General features: G+C 73.0%; 15 protein-coding genes. 6 read left to right on the top strand and 9 right to left on the bottom strand.

Features of this window, described 5'->3' with window-relative positions; translation table 11 throughout:
* Window positions 1-56: 56 nt before the first annotated feature.
* Together ACT3SP_RS08595 and ACT3SP_RS08590 are read right to left on the bottom strand one after the other, a co-directional pair.
* A complete protein-coding gene (locus ACT3SP_RS08595) occupies window positions 57-3131 on the bottom strand; it encodes a GH32 C-terminal domain-containing protein (protein ID WP_444586856.1) in 3075 nt (1024 codons plus the stop codon).
* Window positions 3132-3564: 433 nt separating this feature from the next.
* Entirely contained in the window at window positions 3565-4326 is a 762-nt protein-coding gene (locus ACT3SP_RS08590; protein ID WP_444586855.1) for an SDR family NAD(P)-dependent oxidoreductase, read from the bottom strand.
* A gap of 222 nt (window positions 4327-4548) precedes the next feature.
* On the opposite strand from ACT3SP_RS08590, the gene ACT3SP_RS08585 reads away from it, so the two are divergent.
* On the top strand, window positions 4549-5718 hold the full coding sequence (locus ACT3SP_RS08585) for a PQQ-dependent sugar dehydrogenase (RefSeq protein ID WP_444586854.1): 1170 nt from the start codon (window positions 4549-4551) through the stop codon (window positions 5716-5718).
* Window positions 5719-5847: 129 nt separating this feature from the next.
* Entirely contained in the window at window positions 5848-6999 is a 1152-nt protein-coding gene (locus ACT3SP_RS08580; protein WP_444586853.1) for an ROK family protein, read from the top strand.
* Between the two features lie 91 nt (window positions 7000-7090).
* Here the strand turns inward: ACT3SP_RS08580 and ACT3SP_RS08575 are convergent, their stop codons facing one another.
* The 3 genes from ACT3SP_RS08575 to ACT3SP_RS08565 all read right to left on the bottom strand — a co-directional run bounded on the left by ACT3SP_RS08575 (window position 7091) and on the right by ACT3SP_RS08565 (window position 10238).
* Window positions 7091-7738: a dihydrofolate reductase family protein gene (locus ACT3SP_RS08575; RefSeq protein WP_444586852.1), complete on the bottom strand. Its 648-nt coding sequence runs from the start codon at window positions 7736-7738 to the stop codon at window positions 7091-7093.
* 211 nt (window positions 7739-7949) lie between these two features.
* Window positions 7950-8162, bottom strand: a complete 213-nt coding sequence (locus ACT3SP_RS08570) for a CsbD family protein (RefSeq protein WP_444586851.1) — start codon at window positions 8160-8162, stop codon at window positions 7950-7952.
* Between the two features lie 132 nt (window positions 8163-8294).
* Complete coding sequence (locus ACT3SP_RS08565; protein ID WP_444586850.1) at window positions 8295-10238, bottom strand: aconitate hydratase; 1944 nt, start codon at window positions 10236-10238, stop codon at window positions 8295-8297.
* 276 nt (window positions 10239-10514) lie between these two features.
* Between ACT3SP_RS08565 and ACT3SP_RS08560 the strand changes: the two genes are divergently transcribed.
* The gene (locus tag ACT3SP_RS08560; RefSeq protein ID WP_444586849.1) at window positions 10515-11657 is read left to right on the top strand and encodes a methyltransferase; all 1143 of its coding nucleotides are present in this window, start codon (window positions 10515-10517) and stop codon (window positions 11655-11657) included.
* A gap of 331 nt (window positions 11658-11988) precedes the next feature.
* Window positions 11989-13086: a 3-deoxy-7-phosphoheptulonate synthase gene (locus ACT3SP_RS08555; RefSeq protein WP_444586848.1), complete on the top strand. Its 1098-nt coding sequence runs from the start codon at window positions 11989-11991 to the stop codon at window positions 13084-13086.
* A gap of 347 nt (window positions 13087-13433) precedes the next feature.
* Here ACT3SP_RS08555 and ACT3SP_RS08550 read toward each other — a convergent pair whose 3' ends face one another.
* Entirely contained in the window at window positions 13434-14486 is a 1053-nt protein-coding gene (locus ACT3SP_RS08550) for a phosphotransferase family protein (protein ID WP_444586847.1), read from the bottom strand.
* 102 nt (window positions 14487-14588) lie between these two features.
* Between ACT3SP_RS08550 and ACT3SP_RS08545 the strand changes: the two genes are divergently transcribed.
* Window positions 14589-15398: a DUF5701 family protein gene (locus tag ACT3SP_RS08545; protein ID WP_444586846.1), complete on the top strand. Its 810-nt coding sequence runs from the start codon at window positions 14589-14591 to the stop codon at window positions 15396-15398.
* Window positions 15399-15409: 11 nt separating this feature from the next.
* Here the strand turns inward: ACT3SP_RS08545 and ACT3SP_RS08540 are convergent, their stop codons facing one another.
* The 3 genes from ACT3SP_RS08540 to ACT3SP_RS08530 form a co-directional block, all read right to left on the bottom strand.
* The gene (locus tag ACT3SP_RS08540; protein ID WP_444586845.1) at window positions 15410-15601 is read right to left on the bottom strand and encodes a hypothetical protein; all 192 of its coding nucleotides are present in this window, start codon (window positions 15599-15601) and stop codon (window positions 15410-15412) included.
* 44 nt (window positions 15602-15645) lie between these two features.
* A complete protein-coding gene (locus ACT3SP_RS08535) occupies window positions 15646-16188 on the bottom strand; it encodes a hypothetical protein (protein ID WP_444586844.1) in 543 nt (180 codons plus the stop codon).
* A gap of 160 nt (window positions 16189-16348) precedes the next feature.
* Window positions 16349-16780, bottom strand: coding sequence for a helix-turn-helix transcriptional regulator (locus ACT3SP_RS08530; protein ID WP_444586843.1), 432 nt, complete (start codon window positions 16778-16780; stop codon window positions 16349-16351).
* Here ACT3SP_RS08530 and ACT3SP_RS08525 point away from each other — a divergent pair.
* Complete coding sequence (locus tag ACT3SP_RS08525) at window positions 16722-17009, top strand: DUF5701 family protein (protein ID WP_444586842.1); 288 nt, start codon at window positions 16722-16724, stop codon at window positions 17007-17009. The two genes, ACT3SP_RS08530 and ACT3SP_RS08525, sit on opposite strands and share 59 nt — an antisense overlap.
* Window positions 17010-17079: the final 70 nt, after the last annotated feature.

Below are 17079 nucleotides of genomic sequence, written 5' to 3'. Positions count from 1 at the left end.
CTGGGGCGCCTGCCGCACCGGTCCCAGGGTGGACCGGCCGCCCTGGGGTGCGGGCGTCAGAGCCGACGGCTGCGGGCCCGCGCGATCGCGGTCAGCGCCCATCCGGCTGCGACCAGCGCGATCACCGTCACCACCGTCGCCGCGACGTCCGCTCCCGTCATCGCGAGGCCCTCGCGGGCGTGCGGAGGGGTCGACGGGGAGCCGGAGCCGTCCTCGTCGCCCGTGACGTCGCCGCCGCCCGACGACGCTCCCGGCGCCGCGCTGTCCGATCCGGTGCTGTTCGTCCCGTCGTCTGACCCTGTGCTGTCCGATGCGCCGCCGTCCGACCCGGTCCCGTCCGTCCCGTCGTCGGACCCCGGTCCGCTCGCGCCCGGGCCGTCGCTCGGGGTTTCATCGGTCGGCCCCGTGGGCTCCGTCGGCTCTGTCGGCTCGGTGGGCTCTGCCGGCTCCGCCCCGAACACCGTCCGCTCCACCGGGGTCACGCTCGCCTCCACGATCGTGGCCTCCCCGCCCTCGGCGAACGCGAGCACCTGCTGGGAGTCCGCCTCGGGGAAGATCAGCTCGGTCAGCGTCCGGGTGCCGTCCTGGCCGAAGACCTCGACGGAGGAGCGGTCCACCCAGAGGCTGAGGGTGACGGTGCCGTCCTCCTCCGGGGTGACGGGCGCACCGACCTGGCCCGGGAAGGCCTCGTGGAAGTCCACCTCGCCCGAGCGCGAACGGTCCACGAACGCGGTCCCCGTCCCGGCGTCGTAGCCCACGAGGGTGCCCTGTGCGTCCTCGGCGCTCGTCGCCGGATCGGCGGTGAAGCCCTCGGAGGCGCGCACCACGATGCCGGCGCGCTCCGCGGTCCCCGGGTCGATCCGCAGATCGATCTGCAGCATGTCCCCGTCGGCGCCGCCCTCGGAGGTCTCGAGCGCGAAGGTGCCCTCGGCGACGGACAGGTCGGCCACGTCCTGGCGCGACTCCTCGACGAGGAAGCCCGCGGCCTGCTCGACCGGGGCGTGCTGGAGCTCGACGCCCTCGGCGGTGCGGGTCAGCGAGACCTCGCGCGGCAGGGTCATCGCCGACCGCCACGGGGTCGCCGGGACGTCGCCGGCGTAGAGCCAGTTGTTCATCCAGCCGGTCGTGATGCGCTTGCCGTCAGGGGCATCGGAGTAGGAGACGGTCGCGTAGTAGTCCCGGCCCCAGTCCATCCAGTCGTAGCTCTCGAGCGCCGAGACGACGGGTGCATCGGTGGCCACGAAGTGGTCGGCGAGCACGTGCCCCCACTCGCCGCGACCGTTGTCGACGATCCGGATCGAAGCCTGCTCGCCCTCGAGCTCGCTCACGTCCCAGCTGCGCCAGTCGAGCCCCTCGCTGTCGGCGCCGGTCGCCGTCCGCACCACCTCGCCATCGACCACGAGGTTCACCGTGGTCTCGTTGCCCCGGGGCAGGGCGACCTCGTCGCCCATGACGACGTGATCGAGGGTCAGGTGCCCCCACCCCCCGGTGGCCTCGTCGACCACGCGGAGCTGAGCGGTGCGGCCCTGCAGGTCGGAGAGGTCCCAGTGCCGCCAGTTCAGCGCCCCGTCCTCAGGGCCGGTCTGGCGGCGCACCACCTCGTCGTCGACCACGAGCTGCACCTCGAGGGTCTGCTCGGAGTCCTGCGAGCGCTCACCGCCGCCGACGAGCATGTTCAGGTGGTCGCCGTCGATAGTGAATGCGGGCGAGGTCAGCGTCCCCACGTTGTCGTCCCCTTCGGGGCCGCCCTCCCAGGTGTTGATGCGCTTGTCGCCGATCGCGAACTCACCGCCCTCGGAGGACGGGCTGTCCGCCGCGGCGAGGTCGCCGGTGCCCGTCCAGCCCATGTCCTCGAGGGTGACGGTCCCGTCGGCCTCCTCGAAGCCGTTCCAGAGCAGGGTGCCCGACGGCGGATCGTTGTCGGGCCGGGTGCCCTCCCGGTGCGGGTTGTTCCCGCCGCCGATGAGGAAGCCGAGGTGGTCCCGCTCGACGGTGAACGGCTCGGACTCCATGGTGCCGATCGGGCCGTCGCCGCCGTGGAACGAGTTGACGAAGCCGTCGCCCTCGACGCCGGTGACGGTCTGCTGCCCGCTGACGGGTCCGGTCGCGGGGGCCGCCCCGAAGGGGCCGTCCTCCTCGGCGCCCTCCCCGTTGGTGACCTCCCATCCGGAGTAGGTGCCGTCCTCGAAGTCCCAGAGCACGTCACCCTCCGGAGCGGGAACCTCGTCGACGATGTTGTCTGCGGTGAAGGTCTCCCCGTCGAAGTCGCCCACGAAGTACTGGCCTCCGCTGCCGCCGGCCACGGATCCGGGGTTGAGGTTCACGATCATGACCCAGCGGGTCTCGTCGGGATCCCCGTCCACGGGGAGCTCGAAGAGGTCCGGGCACTCCCAGATGCCGTCGACGGCGTTCGCGGGCCCGAAGTCGGAGGCGAACTCCCAGGAGAGGAGGTCATCGGAGGTGTAGACGACCACCTGGTGGTCGACGGCCTCGACCGCGACCATGACCCAGTGGGAAGTCTCTGCGCTGTCGCCCTCATACCAGAAGGCCTTCGGATCGCGGAAGTCCGGGGAGTCGCGGTCGAGGACCGGATTGCCCTCGTGCTTCTCCCAGGTGTAGCCGCCGTCGACGGAGTAGGCGAGGGACTGCGCCTGCTTCCCCGCGTGCTCCGGATGACGATCCGTGTAAGCGCTGGTGTAGAGCGCGATCAGAGGGTCCTCGTCCCCCGTCCCGAGTCCGCTGGTGTTGCCGTGGTCGACGACCACCGAGCCCGAGAAGATGTCCTCGATGCTCTCGCCGTCCTCGTCGAAGGTCTGGGCGATGGCCAGCGGCTGTTCGGTCCAGGTCATGAGGTCGGGGCTGGTCGCATGACCCCAGGACATGTTCCCCCAGTCGTTCCCCTCCGGGTTGTACTGGTAGTACTGGTGATAGAGGCCGTCGTGGTGCACGAGGCCGTTGGGGTCGTTCATCCAGTTCTGCTCGGGCGTGTAGTGGTAGCCCGGCCGGTACGGCTCGGAGCCGATCGTCTCCTCCGCCAGTCCAGGGGCCGCGCACAGTCCGAGGATCAGGGTCGCGGCGGCGCCGGTGCGCAGGAGGCGCGGCAGACGGCGGCGGGTGGTGGTGCGGTGCATGCTCGATTCCTCTTCGTCGGGGAGTCGGGGGAGCGGCGCGGGATCCTCCAGGGGATGGTCCTCGCGAGGTCCTGGTGACCCGGACATCACTGTCATCACTCTGTCGTCGCTGTCGTCCCTGCCCTCTCGCGGACGGTAGACAACGTTGTCAGCATAGGCATGGCTCAGCGATCGGTGCGTGCCGATGATGATCACGGGAGTGTCACGATCACGGGGGACCGCCTGACCTCGCGCTGAGGGACGTCGCTCGCCGACCAGTGGTCCACCGCACCCGTCCGTACGGTCCCGGTGCCCGCGCTGCACCTGCGGACGGCGGTCGTCGGCGGCCCCCACCAGCATCGTCGGCATGTGGATGACAGGTGGTGCGCGCTGCGGGCTGCGGGTCCAGCGGCGGGACTGCCTGCGCGGGCGGGCAGCTCGTCCCGTGCGGGCGTCAGCTGCGCAGGTGGCTCGCCCCGTTGAGGTCCAGGATCGTCCCGGAGGCCCACTGCGCCGCGGGCGAGGTGAGGTAGAGGATGGCGTCGGCGACCTCCTCGGCCGTGCCGACCCGGCCGAAGGGGCTCTGCGCGCGCAGGTCCTCCCCGGCGTCGCCCGCGAGCTTGTCCCGCTGACGCTCGGTGGCCACGAACCCGGGCGCCACCGAGGCGACCGCGATCCCGTGTGGCGCGAGCGCCACGGCGAGCGACTGACCGAGGGCGTGCAGCCCTGCCTTCGCCGCCGCATAGGCGGGGGCGGTGGGCTCGCCGCGGAAGGCGCCGCGGGAGCCGACGTTCACGATCACGCCCTCCGCCCCGCGGGCGATCAGCGACCGGGCGACCAGGTAGGAGAGGTTCGCCGGGGCCCGGAGGTCCACGTCGAGCATGCGGGCCACGCGCTGCTGCCAGGTCGCGTAGTCGACCTCGTCCACGGCGTGCTCCGTGCCCGGGCCGGGGGCGATCCCGGCGTTGTTCACGAGCACGTCGATCCCGCCGAGTCCGGCTTCGGCCTCCTCGACCACCCGCTGGGCGGTCGCGGGACGGGAGAGGTCCCCGCCCACCACCACGTGCCCGTCGCCGTGCAGTGCGGCGAGAGTCTGCTCGGCCTTCTCGCGCCGGCTGCCGTAGTGGACGGCCACCCGCTCGCCGCATGCGCTGAGCGCGATCGCCGTCGCCCGGCCGATCCCGCGCGATGCCCCCGTGACCAGTGCGCCTCGCATGCCGTCCCCTCTCCTCTCACCGGTCCGCCCCAGCGGCGGACACCGCCATCGTCCCGCATGTGCGCGCCCCGCCGCCGCCGTGCGCCCCGCCGCAGCCCGTTCCCGCGCCACCGACGCGCCAGACCCGGCTGCGTCGCCGCGCCCGGCCCGCGTCGCGGCACTACCCGTCCGTCCGCGCGCCTGGGAGAATGGGACATGCACCGCCGACGGGAAGGATCCGCCGTGACGACCACCCGACGCACGCTCCTGTACGCCGCCCCTCTCGCGGCGGGCGCGCTGCTCAGCGCCTGCACCGGTTCGCCGACAGAGCCCGGCGCCGACACCGCGGATCAGGGTGCCGACTCCGGCCCCGACGAAGGATCGGACGGCGGTGCCGACGGCGGTTCCGGCGACGGCGCCGACGTCGACCCGAGCGGCATCGAGACCCTCGCCACCGGCCTGCAGGCCCCCTGGTCGATCGCCTTCCACGGCGGGACCGCACTGATCAGCGAGCGCGACAGCGCCCGCGTCCTCGAGCTCGCCGCCGACGGCACCACCCGGGAGGTCGGCGTGATCGAGGACGTCACCCCCGGTGGGGAGGGCGGCCTGATGGGCCTCGCCGTGCACGAGGGCCACCTGTTCACCTGCGCCACCACCGCAGGCGGCAACCGCATCGAGCGCCGGGAGCTGTCCGGGGAGGCCGGGGCGCTCTCGCTCGGCCCGCCCCAGGTGCTGCTCGACGCGATCCCGTCGGCCTCGAACCACAACGGCGGACGGCTCGCGATCGGCCCCGACGAGATGCTGTACGCGACCACCGGTGATGCCGGGGATCCGCAGAGCGCGCAGGACCTCGACTCCCTCGCAGGGAAGATCCTGCGCATCGCGCCCGACGGATCGGTGCCGACGGACGGTCCCTTCTCCGGCTCGCCCGTGGTCAGCTACGGCCACCGCAACCCGCAGGGGATCGCCTGGACCGAGGACGGGCAGCTGGTCGCCAGCGAGTTCGGCCAGAACACCTGGGACGAGCTGAACCTCATCGACCCCGGGGCGGACTTCGGCTGGCCCGACATCGAGGGCATCGCCGAACAGGGCGAGCAGGAGGAACAGGACGGGCAGGACGGCCCGGTGGACCCGATCCTGCAGTGGCCGCCCGCTGATGCGAGCCCCAGCGGCATCGCGATCGTGGGCGGGATCGCGTACGTCGCGTGCCTGCGCGGCGAGCGGCTGCGCGTGGTCCCGCTCGATGCGCCGGAGACGCAGTCCGAGCTGCTGGTGGGGGAGTTCGGCCGACTGCGCGATGCGGTGGTCGCCCCCGACGGCTCCCTGTGGGTGCTCACGAACACCACCGACGGCCGCGGAGACCCGCCTCCGGACGGCGACCGCGTGCTGCGGCTCGAGATGGCCGACGGATGACGGTCGGTTCGGGCTGATGGACGGCCCGGGCCGATGATCGGCTCGCGACGACGCACGGCGAGAACGCCGCGGAGAGTATGATTCGTTTCATCTGGCGAAGGATCTGCTCCGTCGACCGGAGGGGGCGTGATGGACCGCAGACGTGCCGGCGCCGCCCCGCGGTCGGTCCGGCAGTGGAACGAGTTCACGATCGTCGATGCCCTCCGGAGCCACGGGCCCCAGCGCATCGCCCAGCTCATGGACGAGACCGGGCTCTCCCACGCGAGCATCAGCGAAGTGCTGCGCGTCGTGATCGAGAAGGGCTGGGTCGCGGCGGGAGAGTCCCCGCGCGCCGCCCGCGGCCGACCGCCCCAGCAGTACCGGGCCGTGGTGCCCGAAGGGTGGGTGATCGGGCTCGACGTGGGCCCGCACATGGTGCGCGCCGCCCGGCTCGATCTCGAAGGCAGGGTGGTCCATCAGACCTCGAGGAGGGTCGACTGCAGCGCCCCGGGGTCCGTGCTCGGCACGGTCGGCGAGGTCATGGCCAGCTGCGGGCTCGGTCCGGAGGCCATCTGGCTCACCACGATCAGCGTGAGCGCGACGATCGGCGAGGACGGGCTGGTGGAGCGCTCGGTGTCGATGCCGAGCTGGGAGGGCGAACGGATCACCGAGCTGTTCGGGCCGTACCTGCCGAGCCCGGCCCTGGTCACCAACGACACCCTCGCCGCGAGCTGGGCCGAGTTCACCGTCGGGGCCGCGGCCGACGTGCAGGACATGCTGCTGGTGCGGCTGGGGCGGCGCCCCTCGCTGAGCCTGATCCTCGGAGGGGAGCCGCGGCTCGGACACCACCATGCCGCCGGCGACCTCTCCGCCAATCCGCTGCTGCCGGCGGAGCAGGAGATGAGCTGGCTCGCGCCGTACCGAGGGCGGGAGGACCCGCTGGGGGACGCGGTGCGCGCCGCGGTCGAGGGCGACCCCTGCGTCCGCTCCGGCGCTCGGGACTACGTCCTCGAGCTCGCTCCGGCCCTGGCGCTCGCCGCGAGCGTCGTGGACCCGGAGGTGCTCGTGATCAGCGGGGCGCTCTCGGCGCTGGCCCCCTACTTCCTGCCCGATCTGGTCGACTTCCTGGGCCGACATTTCCAGGAGGCTCCGGAGGTGCGGATCTCCCCGCTGGACCAGCACGACAGCGCCCTCGGCGGTGCCCACCTCGCGATCCGGCGCATCACCGGCACGCTCGCCGATTCGCACGACGGACTGCGCCCCTTCACGCGCGAGGCGTTCTTCGCCCACTGCGCCCTGTGAGCTCGGCCTGCCCTGCGAGTCCCAGCGCGCTGTGCACTCCGCCGTCTCCGACAGCTCGGCCCTCACCGGCCCTCACCGGGCCGCGCGAGCCTCAGCGCCGCCAGAAGAAGCAGTGCTCCACACCGCTGGCGGCGGTGACCTTCTCGAGCTCGAAGCGGTCCGCGAGGTCCTCGGGACGTTCCCACAGCCGCAGGCCGCTGCCGTACTCCACCGGCGCGATCGCCACGTGCATCTCGTCGACGAGGTCGGCGTCGAGGAACTCGCGCACCGTGGTGACGCCGCCTCCGATGCGCACGTCCTGACCGTCGGCCAGGTCGAGGGCGCGGGCGAGGGCCTGCGCCGGAGCGGCGTCGAGGAAGTGGAAGGTGGTCTCGCCGACGGTGAGCGGCGGTCGCTCGTGATGGGTGAGGACCACGACCGGGGTGCGGAACGGCGGCTCCTCGCCCCACCAGCCCCGCCATCCGTCCTCCGGCCAGGGCCCGCGCTGCGGCCCGAACTTGTTCCGGCCCATGATCTCCGCGCCGATGCCGTGGGCGAAGTCGCGGGTCAGGTAGTCCTCGACGCCGCGGGAGCCGCCGGGATCCGTGCGTTGGGGCCAGCTGGCCGTCGCCCCCGCCCAGGAGAACAGGGCCCCGGGGTCGACGTCCCCGCCGAAGGGGTTCTCGAGGGTCTGGTCCTCGCCGGCGGCGATGCCGTCGCGGGAGACGCCGAAGTTCTGGACGCGCACGCGCTGCGTCATGGGGAGTCCTCTCGGAGCAGTCGGGATGCCCATGGTGCGCCCTGCTTCCCGCGCTGTCACCCCTGCGGGGCCCGGACGCGCACGTGCCGGAGACACTGCTGCCGGACTCTCTGCTGCTGGGCTCGCTGCTGCCGGACACACCGATGGCGGCCCCATCAGGTGGAGCCGCCATCGGGAACGGCAGGAGCGTCGGGCCGTGGCCCGGCGCAGGTCAGTCCCGCTTGTCCTTGTTGCCGAGCAGGCCGTCGACCGCGCCCTTGACGGAGTCGCGGGCATCCTGGAGCTTGTCCTTGGCATCGGCCTTGCCCTGCTGGGTCCGGCCCTCCGCCTCGGTCTGCTTGTCGCCGGTGACCTTGCCGAGGCCTTCCTTGGCCTGGCCGCCCAGCTTGTCCTTCGTGTTCTCGAACTTCTCGTCGGTGCTCATCGAATACCTCCTGGGTCGAGGGTCCGCAGGGGATCCCATGCGGTGCATCGAGTGTAGATCGATCGGATCAGGAGCGCCCGACCCCCTGGTCGGAGCGCCGGACGCGCGCCTCGACGACCGCCGGCGCGCGGTTCAGACCTGCTGCGCCGTCAGCGGGATCCGGCCGCCGGCGAGGACCATGTCCACCTGCCGCGTCGAGAGCCGATGCACGAGCGGCACCTCGCGTCCGCCGATCGTGGCGCCGAGCGAGCGGCCTGCCCGCAGCGCCTCGTGCACGCCCTCGAGCACCACCTCGTCCCCGACGCCGATCGGGGCGAGATCGGAGGGGTCCTCGAACTCGAGCGGCAGGATCCCGAAGTTCGCGAGGTTCTGCCAGTGGATCCGGGCGAAGCTCACCGCGATCACGGCCTGCAGCCCCAGATAGCGCGGCGCGATCACCGCGTGTTCGCGCGAGGAGCCCTGGCCGTAGTTCCTCCCGGCCACCACCACGTGCCCACCCTCGGCCTCCCGGGCCCGCCTCGGGTACTCGGGGTCGATGCGGGTGAAGGCGAAGTCGGCGATCCGCGGGATGTTGGAGCGGAACGGCAGCACCTGCGAGCCGGCCGGCAGGATCTCGTCGGTGGAGACGTCGTCCTCCATGGCCAGCAGCACCGGCGCCGTGAGGCGGTCGGGGACCGGGGTGAAATCCGGCAGGGAGGAGATGTTCGGCCCCTTGACCAGCTCGACGGAGAGCGCCTCCTCCTCGGGCAGCGGCGGGACCAGCATGTCCTGGATCCGCGCATAGCGCTCGGGCAGCGTCGGCCGCGGGTACACCAGGTCGTGGCTGTCCTCGAGGCGTCGCGGATCGGTGATCCGCCCGGTGAGGGCGGCCGCCGCCGCGGTCTCGGGGGAGCACAGCCACACCGCGTCCTCCTCGGTGCCGGAACGGCCGGGGAAGTTGCGGGGCATGGTGCGCAGGGAGTTGCGGCCGCTGGCCGGGGCCTGGCCCATCCCGATGCAGCCCATGCAGCCCGACTGGTGGATCCGCGCCCCGGCGGCGACCAGCGATCCGAGCCAGCCGCCGGTGATGAGGTCCGCGAGCACCTCGCGCGAGGTGGGATTGATGTCCACCGACACCCGTGAGTCGGACTGGCGGCCGTCGAGGATCTCGGCGACCACCGCGAAGTCCCGCAGGCCCGGATTCGCCGAGGAGCCGACGACCACCTGGCTCACGCTCTCCCCGGCGACCTCGGCCACCGGCACCACCTTGCCGGGGGAGGAGGGACGTGCGATGAGCGGCTCGAGCTCGGAGAGCTCGATGTGCTCGGCGAGGTCGTAGTCCGCGCCCTCGTCGGCCTCCCACCGCTCGAACTGCTCGCCCCGCCCGACGGCGTCGAGGTAGTCGCGGGCGGCGTCGTCGGCCGGGAACACGGTCGCGGTCGCTCCCAGCTCGGCGCCCATGTTCGCGATGACGTGACGGTCCATCGCATCGAGCTGCGCGAGCCCCGGCCCGTGGTACTCGATGATGCGGCCCACGCCGCCGCTGACGCCGTGACGACGCAGCATCTCGAGGACCACGTCCTTGGCGCTGACCCAGTCCGGCAGCGTGCCGGTGAGCTCCACGCCCCAGATCTCCGGCACCGTCACGTACAGCGGCTGGCCGGCCATCGCCATCGCGACCTCCAGCCCGCCCACGCCGATCGCCAGCATCCCCAGCGCCCCGGCCGCGCAGGTGTGCGAGTCGGACCCGATCAGCAGCGCGCCGGGACGGCCGAAGTGCGCCTGATGGACCGGGTGGGAGACGCCGTTGCCCGCCTTGGAGAACCACAGCCCGAAGCGCTCGGCCGCGGACTGCAGGAACAGGTGGTCGTCGGGGTTCTTCTCGTCGGTCTGCAGCAGGTTGTGGTCCACGTACTGCACCGACAGCTCGGTGCGGACCCGGTCCAGCCCCATCGCTTCCAGCTCGAGCATCACCATGGTGCCGGTGGCGTCCTGGGTGAGGGTCTGGTCCACCCGCAGCCCGATCTCGGAGCCCGGGTCGAGCGCTCCTTCGACGAGATGGTCGGCGATGAGCTTCTGGGCGACGTTGCGGGGCATGACGCTGTCCTCCTCATGGGGCGGATCACCGACGGGGCCCGTCGGCGGACCTGCCTCCACCGTACGCGTTCGCCGGGCGCGCGTCAGCGGGAGCGGCTCCTCGTCGAGCCGACGCGCGGCGCCGCCGCCGTGCGCGGGGGAGCAGCGCTCCCCGGAGGGATGAGAGACTACGGAGCACGGACGAGCAGGGACGAGAGGTGCTCGTCGCGGGACCGCTCCGGCCCCCGCCTCCGACCGGTGCCGGGGACGCGCACGACGCACGCCCTGGGAGCCCCGATGTCCATGGTCAGCTGGATCGAGAACGGCTCCGAGCGCACCGCGTCCTGGCGTTCCGAGAACGGTGCCCCGGCACCCGACCGGATCGAGATCGTCGACGATGCCGTCACCGCGAACGCCGCGCTGCGGCGCCTGCGCGGAGGGGCCGGGCTGCTGTGGCGCGGCGACTTCCACAACGCCCGACAGCTGCTCAAAGCGGTCTCCCGCCGGATCGACCACCGCGCCATCCCCGCGAACCTCGACATCGCCGCTCTCTTCCGCGCCCACCGTGCCGAGCGTGCCGAGCGCGCCCTCGTTCTCGGGCGGATCCTCGTGCTGATCGAGCCCGGGCCCCGCCTCGCCCTGAGCCGCGCGCCCGTCGTGGCGGAGGCGTGCCGGGAGGCGTACGGAGAGATCCAGGAGCCGACGCTGGTCGCGCTGACCGAGCTGCAGGGGGTGCTCAGCGCCCATCAGTGGCATGTGCGGGGTGTGCCCGTGCCGGCGCTCGGCGCCCGCATCCACCCTCGTCACAGCGTGTTCTCGCCGTCGCGGTCCGAGTACGTCGACCTCGTCGCGCGGGCTGCCCTGCCCGAGACCGCCGGGGGAGTGGACGCAGTGGATCTCGGCACCGGCACCGGCGTCCTGGCCGCAGTCCTCGCCCGCCGCGGTGCCGTCCGGGTGGTCGCCACGGACATCAACCCGCGCGCCGTCGACTCCGCCCGGGAGAACATGCAGCGGCTCGGGCTCGAGGATCGCGTCAGCGTGCTGGAGGCCGATCTCTTCCCGCCGGGCCGAGCGGATCTGGTGGTCTGCAATCCGCCGTGGCTGCCCGGGGAGCCCACCTCCCGGCTCGAGCTGGGCATCTACGACGACCGTTCCGACATGCTGCGCCGCTTCCTCGACGGGCTCGGCGAGCACCTCACCCCTGGGGGCGAGGGATGGCTCGTGCTCTCCGATCTCGCGGAGCATCTGGGGCTGCGCGGCCGTGAGGAGCTGCTGGGCATGATCCGTCGGGCCGGGCTCGAGGTCATCGGCACCGAGTCGACCTCTCCGCGCCACCCGCGGGCCGCGGACCCGCACGACCTGCTGCATGCCGCGCGGTCGCAGGAGGTCACCACGCTCTGGCGGCTGCGCCCGCTGCCGGGCGGGACGATCGCGACCTGACCCGCGGCGGTGCGGCCGCGGGGCGCCGGACCGCGGGATTTCGGGTCGCGGGGTGCCCGGCTGCGGGTGCCGGGACGCGGGGCGCCGGGTCGCGGGGCCGGGCCGCGGGATGCCGACTCCTGGGCACCGGCTTGCGTCCCGCGCCTCAGCATGTACTCTCTCCGGCATGCAGCACCGTTGGTTTACCTATGCGATGTCGGCCCTGGAGGGGCCGGCGACCGTGTAGCGTCTCCAACTCTCCAGAGCCGACAAGGGCAGAGCACACGCTCTGCCCTTCGCCATTTCCCGGCGGGCTCTGCAGCGGGTCCGCCCCACCCGGAGGACAGGACCCATGACACTTCTCGCCGCAGCCCCCACCAGCGCCCCCGATCGGCACATCGCGAGCTACACGCCGCTGCCCACCCCCGCGGAGCTGGTCGCCGACCTCCCGCTCGAGCCCGAGCACGCCGAGCTCGTCGGCCGCTCCCGCGACGCCGTCCGTGCCGTGCTCCGGGGCACCGACGACCGCCTGCTGGTCGTCGTCGGCCCCTGCTCGATCCACGACCCCGCCGCAGGGCTCGACTACGCGCGCCGGCTCGCCGATGCCCAGGCCGAGCTGGGCGAGGACCTTCTGCTGGTGATGCGCACCTACTTCGAGAAGCCGCGCACCACCGTGGGCTGGAAGGGCCTGATCAACGACCCGCACCTGGACGGCTCCCACGACATCGCGGCCGGCCTGCATCGCGCCCGTGCCTTCCTGCGCGAGGTCACCGCGCTCGGCCTGCCCTGCGCCACCGAGTTCCTCGAGCCGATCAGCCCGCAGTACATCGCGGACCTCATCAGCTGGGGCGCGATCGGGGCCCGCACGGCCGAGTCGCAGATCCATCGCCAGCTCGCCTCCGGCCTGTCCATGCCGGTCGGGGTCAAGAACGGCACCGACGGCGGGCTCCAGGTGGCGCTCGACGCGATCCGCTCCGCCTCCGCCCCGCAGTCCTTCCTCGGGATCGGGGCCGACGGGCGGGCGAGCCTGGTCTCGACCACCGGCAACCCCGACGGCTCGCTGATCCTGCGCGGCGGGGCCGACGGACCGAACTGGGGGCCGGGCCCGGTCCGCGCCGCCGCCGAGCGGCTCGCGGCCCAGGGCCTGCCGGCGCGCCTGGTGATCGACGCCAGCCACGGCAACAGCGGCAAGGACCACGTGCGTCAGGCCGAGGTCGCCGCGATGCTCGGCACCCAGGTCGCGGTGGACGGCGGGGCGATCGCCGGGGTCATGCTCGAGAGCAACCTGGTCGGCGGCGCGCAGGCGCTCGACGTCGACGCCGGTCCCGCCTCCCTGGTGCGCGGCCAGTCGGTCACCGACGCGTGCATGGACTGGGAGACCACCGGCTCGGTGCTGCGCGCGCTCGCCGACGGGTCACGTCGCCGCCGCGCGAGCGCGACCGGGCGCTGACGGGGACCGCGTTCCCCGTGCGTGTTCCCTCGTCGAGGTCGCCTGGGCGTCTTCCTGGGTCGAGGTGGCCCGGGCACCTTCCTGGGTCGAGGTGGCCCGGGCACCTTCCTAGGTCGAGGTCGCCTGATGTGTCGGAATGGAGGCCGGATTCCGACACGTCAGAAGACGTGGCCGCGGTGTCGGACGACGTGGCGTGGTGCTGCCGGGCGATTCAGCTCGCGTTCTCCGGCACGCGGGCCCACCTCGCGGGTCTCGCCTCGCCCCGCGAGCGGCACCTCACCCCGCGAGCCTCGCCTCACCCCGCGAGCCTCGCCTCGCCCCGGGAGCCGCACCTCACCTCGCGAGTCTCACCCTGCTCGGCGGAGGGTGCGCTGGATCGTCTCGCGCACCCGGCCGGCCATGCCGGGGCCGTCGACCGCGGCGCGGCCGTCGACCTGGAGCGGGATGAACTCAGGCCAGTTCGGTCCGAAGTTCAGCAGTCGCTGCAGGTCGGGTGCGGGATCGACCGTGACCCCGGACTGCTGCTCGTAGTCGTCGAGGAACCGCATCGCGGCGTCGGCGGAGAACAGCACGGCGAGGTTCAGCCGGCAGTGGCCCACGTCGAGGCCGCGGTCGGCGAGGCCGACGGTGGGCCAGTCCACCACCGCGGAGATCTCCCCTCCCTGCCACAGCACGTTGAAGTGCTGGTAGTCGCCGTGGCAGAGCACGGCGCGGGCGGGATCGGGGGCGCGCGCGGCGAGCTCGAGGGACGCACGCACGAGACCGGCGTCAGCGGCGTGAACGCTCGCCGCGTCCCGACGGAGCCCGGCCGCCTTCGCGTCCCCGGCCTCGATCTTCCCCGGATCGGCCGCTTCGGACTCCCCGGCCTCGATCTTCCCCGCCCCGGCCGCCTCGGCCTCCCCGGCCTCCCGGGACTCGCCCGCCTCGTCGCCCGGGGCGAGCCAGCCGAGGTCGCTCGAGGCCCACAGCTCGCAGGGGCCGAGCGGAGGCGCCGGCACCGCGTGGATCCGCGCCAGCATCGCGGCGAGCTCTCGCACCCACGCGCGCAGGTCCGGCGGGTCGAGCTCCACGGCGCCGGGCAGGAAGGTGGTCACCGTCGTGGGTCGCCCCGACAGGGTCCCGTCGGGATCCGCGGCCACCAGGGAAGGCAACGGGAGGTCTGCGCCGGCCAGCGCGCGCAGCCCGTCGGCCTCCCGGCGCACCATCTCGCGCCGCCAGTCCTCGTCCCCGGACCAGCGACGCACCACCACGTCGGGCCCGCCGTCGGCCCGTCGCACATGCAGCATCTGACCGGTGATGCCGCCGATCAGGGGCCGCACCAGCGCCACCTCACCGAGGAGGGGCCGGAGCCAGGCCAGCAGTGCCGGGTCCAGGCCGGTCGGGTCCGCGGTGGTGGGCATGGGGTGAGGCTGTCAGGGGCGGGCGCCCGGCTCAAGCGGATTCCACGGCCGGTGGAGAGCATGGGCGCAGATCGCAGGGACCACGGATACGGTCGACAGGGAGTGCGGAGGATCCGAGAGGTCCGCGGGAATAGAGCCGGGGCCGGCGTCGTTGACCTCTGCCCTGCGCCCGGCCCGGCGCGCCCCGTCGATCCAGGAGCAGCCATCACCGCACGCCCCACCATCCCCGCACGCCCCACCATCCCCGCACGCCCCACCATCCCCGCACGCCCCGCCGCCGCAGCGACCCTGCCCACTCTCGCCGAGCAGGCCCAGCGCCTGATCGACCTCGGCCTCCCTGCACTCGCCGGACTCACGGAGGACGTGCTGCGCACCGCCGCCGAGACCTTCGGCGCGGAGCGCACCGACGCTCTGCTCGCGATCGGCCCGGCCCTCGCCCCGCCGTCGGCCCTCGCGCCGCTGATGCGCCGCGGGCCGATGCTCGGCTTCGTGGTCGAGGACATGACCGACGTGGACGCCTTCGCGCCCACCGGGGTCGAGGTCCCCGACGGGCCGTTCTACCTGGTCGAAGGGCTCGACAGGGGCGACGCGCACGAGAACGCCTCGCCCGCCGAGGCGCTCGAGCAGATCACCGGCCGGGAGCGCACACCGCTGCTGCTCACCGAAGGGCTGCACTGGGTGCTGCAGCAGCCGGAGATCCTCGAGCGGGGCCACTGCTTCATGACCATCGGCTCCCGCCTCAGGAAGGCGAACGGGCGGCTGGACTCCCGCACCGCGGCGCTGTGGATCTCGAACGGCACCGGCCGCGACGGGAAGGAGCGCAAGGACGCCCCGAAGCTCGGCTGGTGCTGGTGGAACAACCGCCACACCTGGCTCGGCATCGCCTCCGCCGCGGCGCGCACAGGGGCCTGACGGGCCCCGGGTCAGGAGTCGAGGTCGTGCCGCACGCCGTGGACGATCGTCACGACCAGGAAGATCAGGATCGCCGGCGCGAGGTTCACGGTGACGTCCACGAACGGCCGCTGGAAGATCGCCGCCACGATCGTCACGACGATGGCGACCGCCACCAGGTAGAGCGAGAGGACGAGCGCAAGGTACTTCGCACGATCAGGCATGTCCGCTCCTCCCCACCTGGTGTCGTCGCGAGTCGGTTCCGGGATCACGGGTGCTTGGCGTTCCGCAGCGGCGCCAGCTGCGCCGCCGTCAGGCCCGCTGCCGAGAGCGACGCCGCGATCTTGGTCCGGTACTTCCAGATCAGCACGGCCAGCTTCGTCACCGCCCACTGGGCGCCGGGGATGCCGACGCATCCGACCATCACCTCGGCCAGGCGCGACGCGGCGTTGTTCGCGGTCGCGTTCCCGTCGCGGAACACCCATGCCGCGGACAAGGCGCAGCCGATCAGGGTCTTGACGCCGATGGCCACGATCGGGAGGGCGGCCGGTGACACGGTGTCGCCGTCCCGTTCGCTCTGGATGCCCTGCGCGACGCCCTCGAGATCCGCGTCCGACGTCGCCCCCAGCTCGTCCATGGCGGCATAGAGATCCTCGTCGGTCTCGATGCCGTTGTCCTCTGCGTTGGCGCAGTCGGTGCAGTCGGCGCCGGAGCTCGTCGCCGAAGTACGGGTCTCCGCCGATGCGGGAGCCGCGAGCGCGGTCCCGATCAGTGCGGCCGGAAGTGTGGTCATCAGTGCGCGACGCTTCATGGTCTCGTTTCCCTCCGAAGAGTTGACGGATCATCCTGTGTGCCTCGTCACGCTGACATCCGTCGGCTCCGACTGTCAAAACCAGGAGGAACGACGGCGCCTTCCTCGCGCGGTCCCGCACGCCTCGGTCGGTGCGGACCACGGAGGGTCCGTGGGTCGCTCAGCGTTCGTGCCCGCGGAAGTCCCAGCGCGAGAGGTCCTGCTCCAGCGGGTCCGGTCTGCGCCGAGGAGGGCCCTCCTCGGTGATCCGCAGCGACAGGATCCGGTCGGTGAGGAACCCGCGCACCCCGCCACGCAGCCGGCACCACCCCACCAGGATCCAGCCGCCGCGCACCGTGATCAGCCCCAGCGGCTCCACGGCGGGGCGGGTGTGCTCACCGGGCTCGTGCGAGGAGCACTCGAGCTCGAGGACCCGCGGCGCATCGAGCGCCTCGCGCACCGCCGCGGCGACATCCGGGTCCGTCGGCCCCTCCGGGGCCATAGTGGCAACGCGGGCGGCGAGGGAGCGAGCCCGATCCCGCCGCTCGGGCGGCATGGCGACCAGCACCTTGTCCATCGCACGGCGGGCGTCCTCGGCGAAGGGCGAGCCCATCATGATGCTCGGACCGGCCGCGACGGCCGTCGCCTCCTGGGTCGTGAACGCCAGCGGGGGCAGGGGGACAGGCGCGGGGAACTGTCCCGGAAACCCCCGACACACCGCTGTCGCCGGATGGCCCGAGGACAAGGAACGCAAAGACGCCCCGAAGCTCGGCTGGTGCTGGTGGAACAACCGCCACACCTGGATCGGCATCGCCTCCGCCGCCGCCCGCAGCGGGGCCTGACCGAAGGGGCCGGCGCCGGCGCGGAGCATCCGCTCCCTGGAGCATCGCGACCGTCCCCGGTACGGTCCCG

The sequence above is a fragment of the Brachybacterium sp. AOP43-C2-M15 genome (assembly GCF_052446295.1).
Lineage (GTDB): Bacteria > Actinomycetota > Actinomycetes > Actinomycetales > Dermabacteraceae > Brachybacterium.
This window is presented reverse-complemented; position numbering and strand designations above follow the sequence as displayed.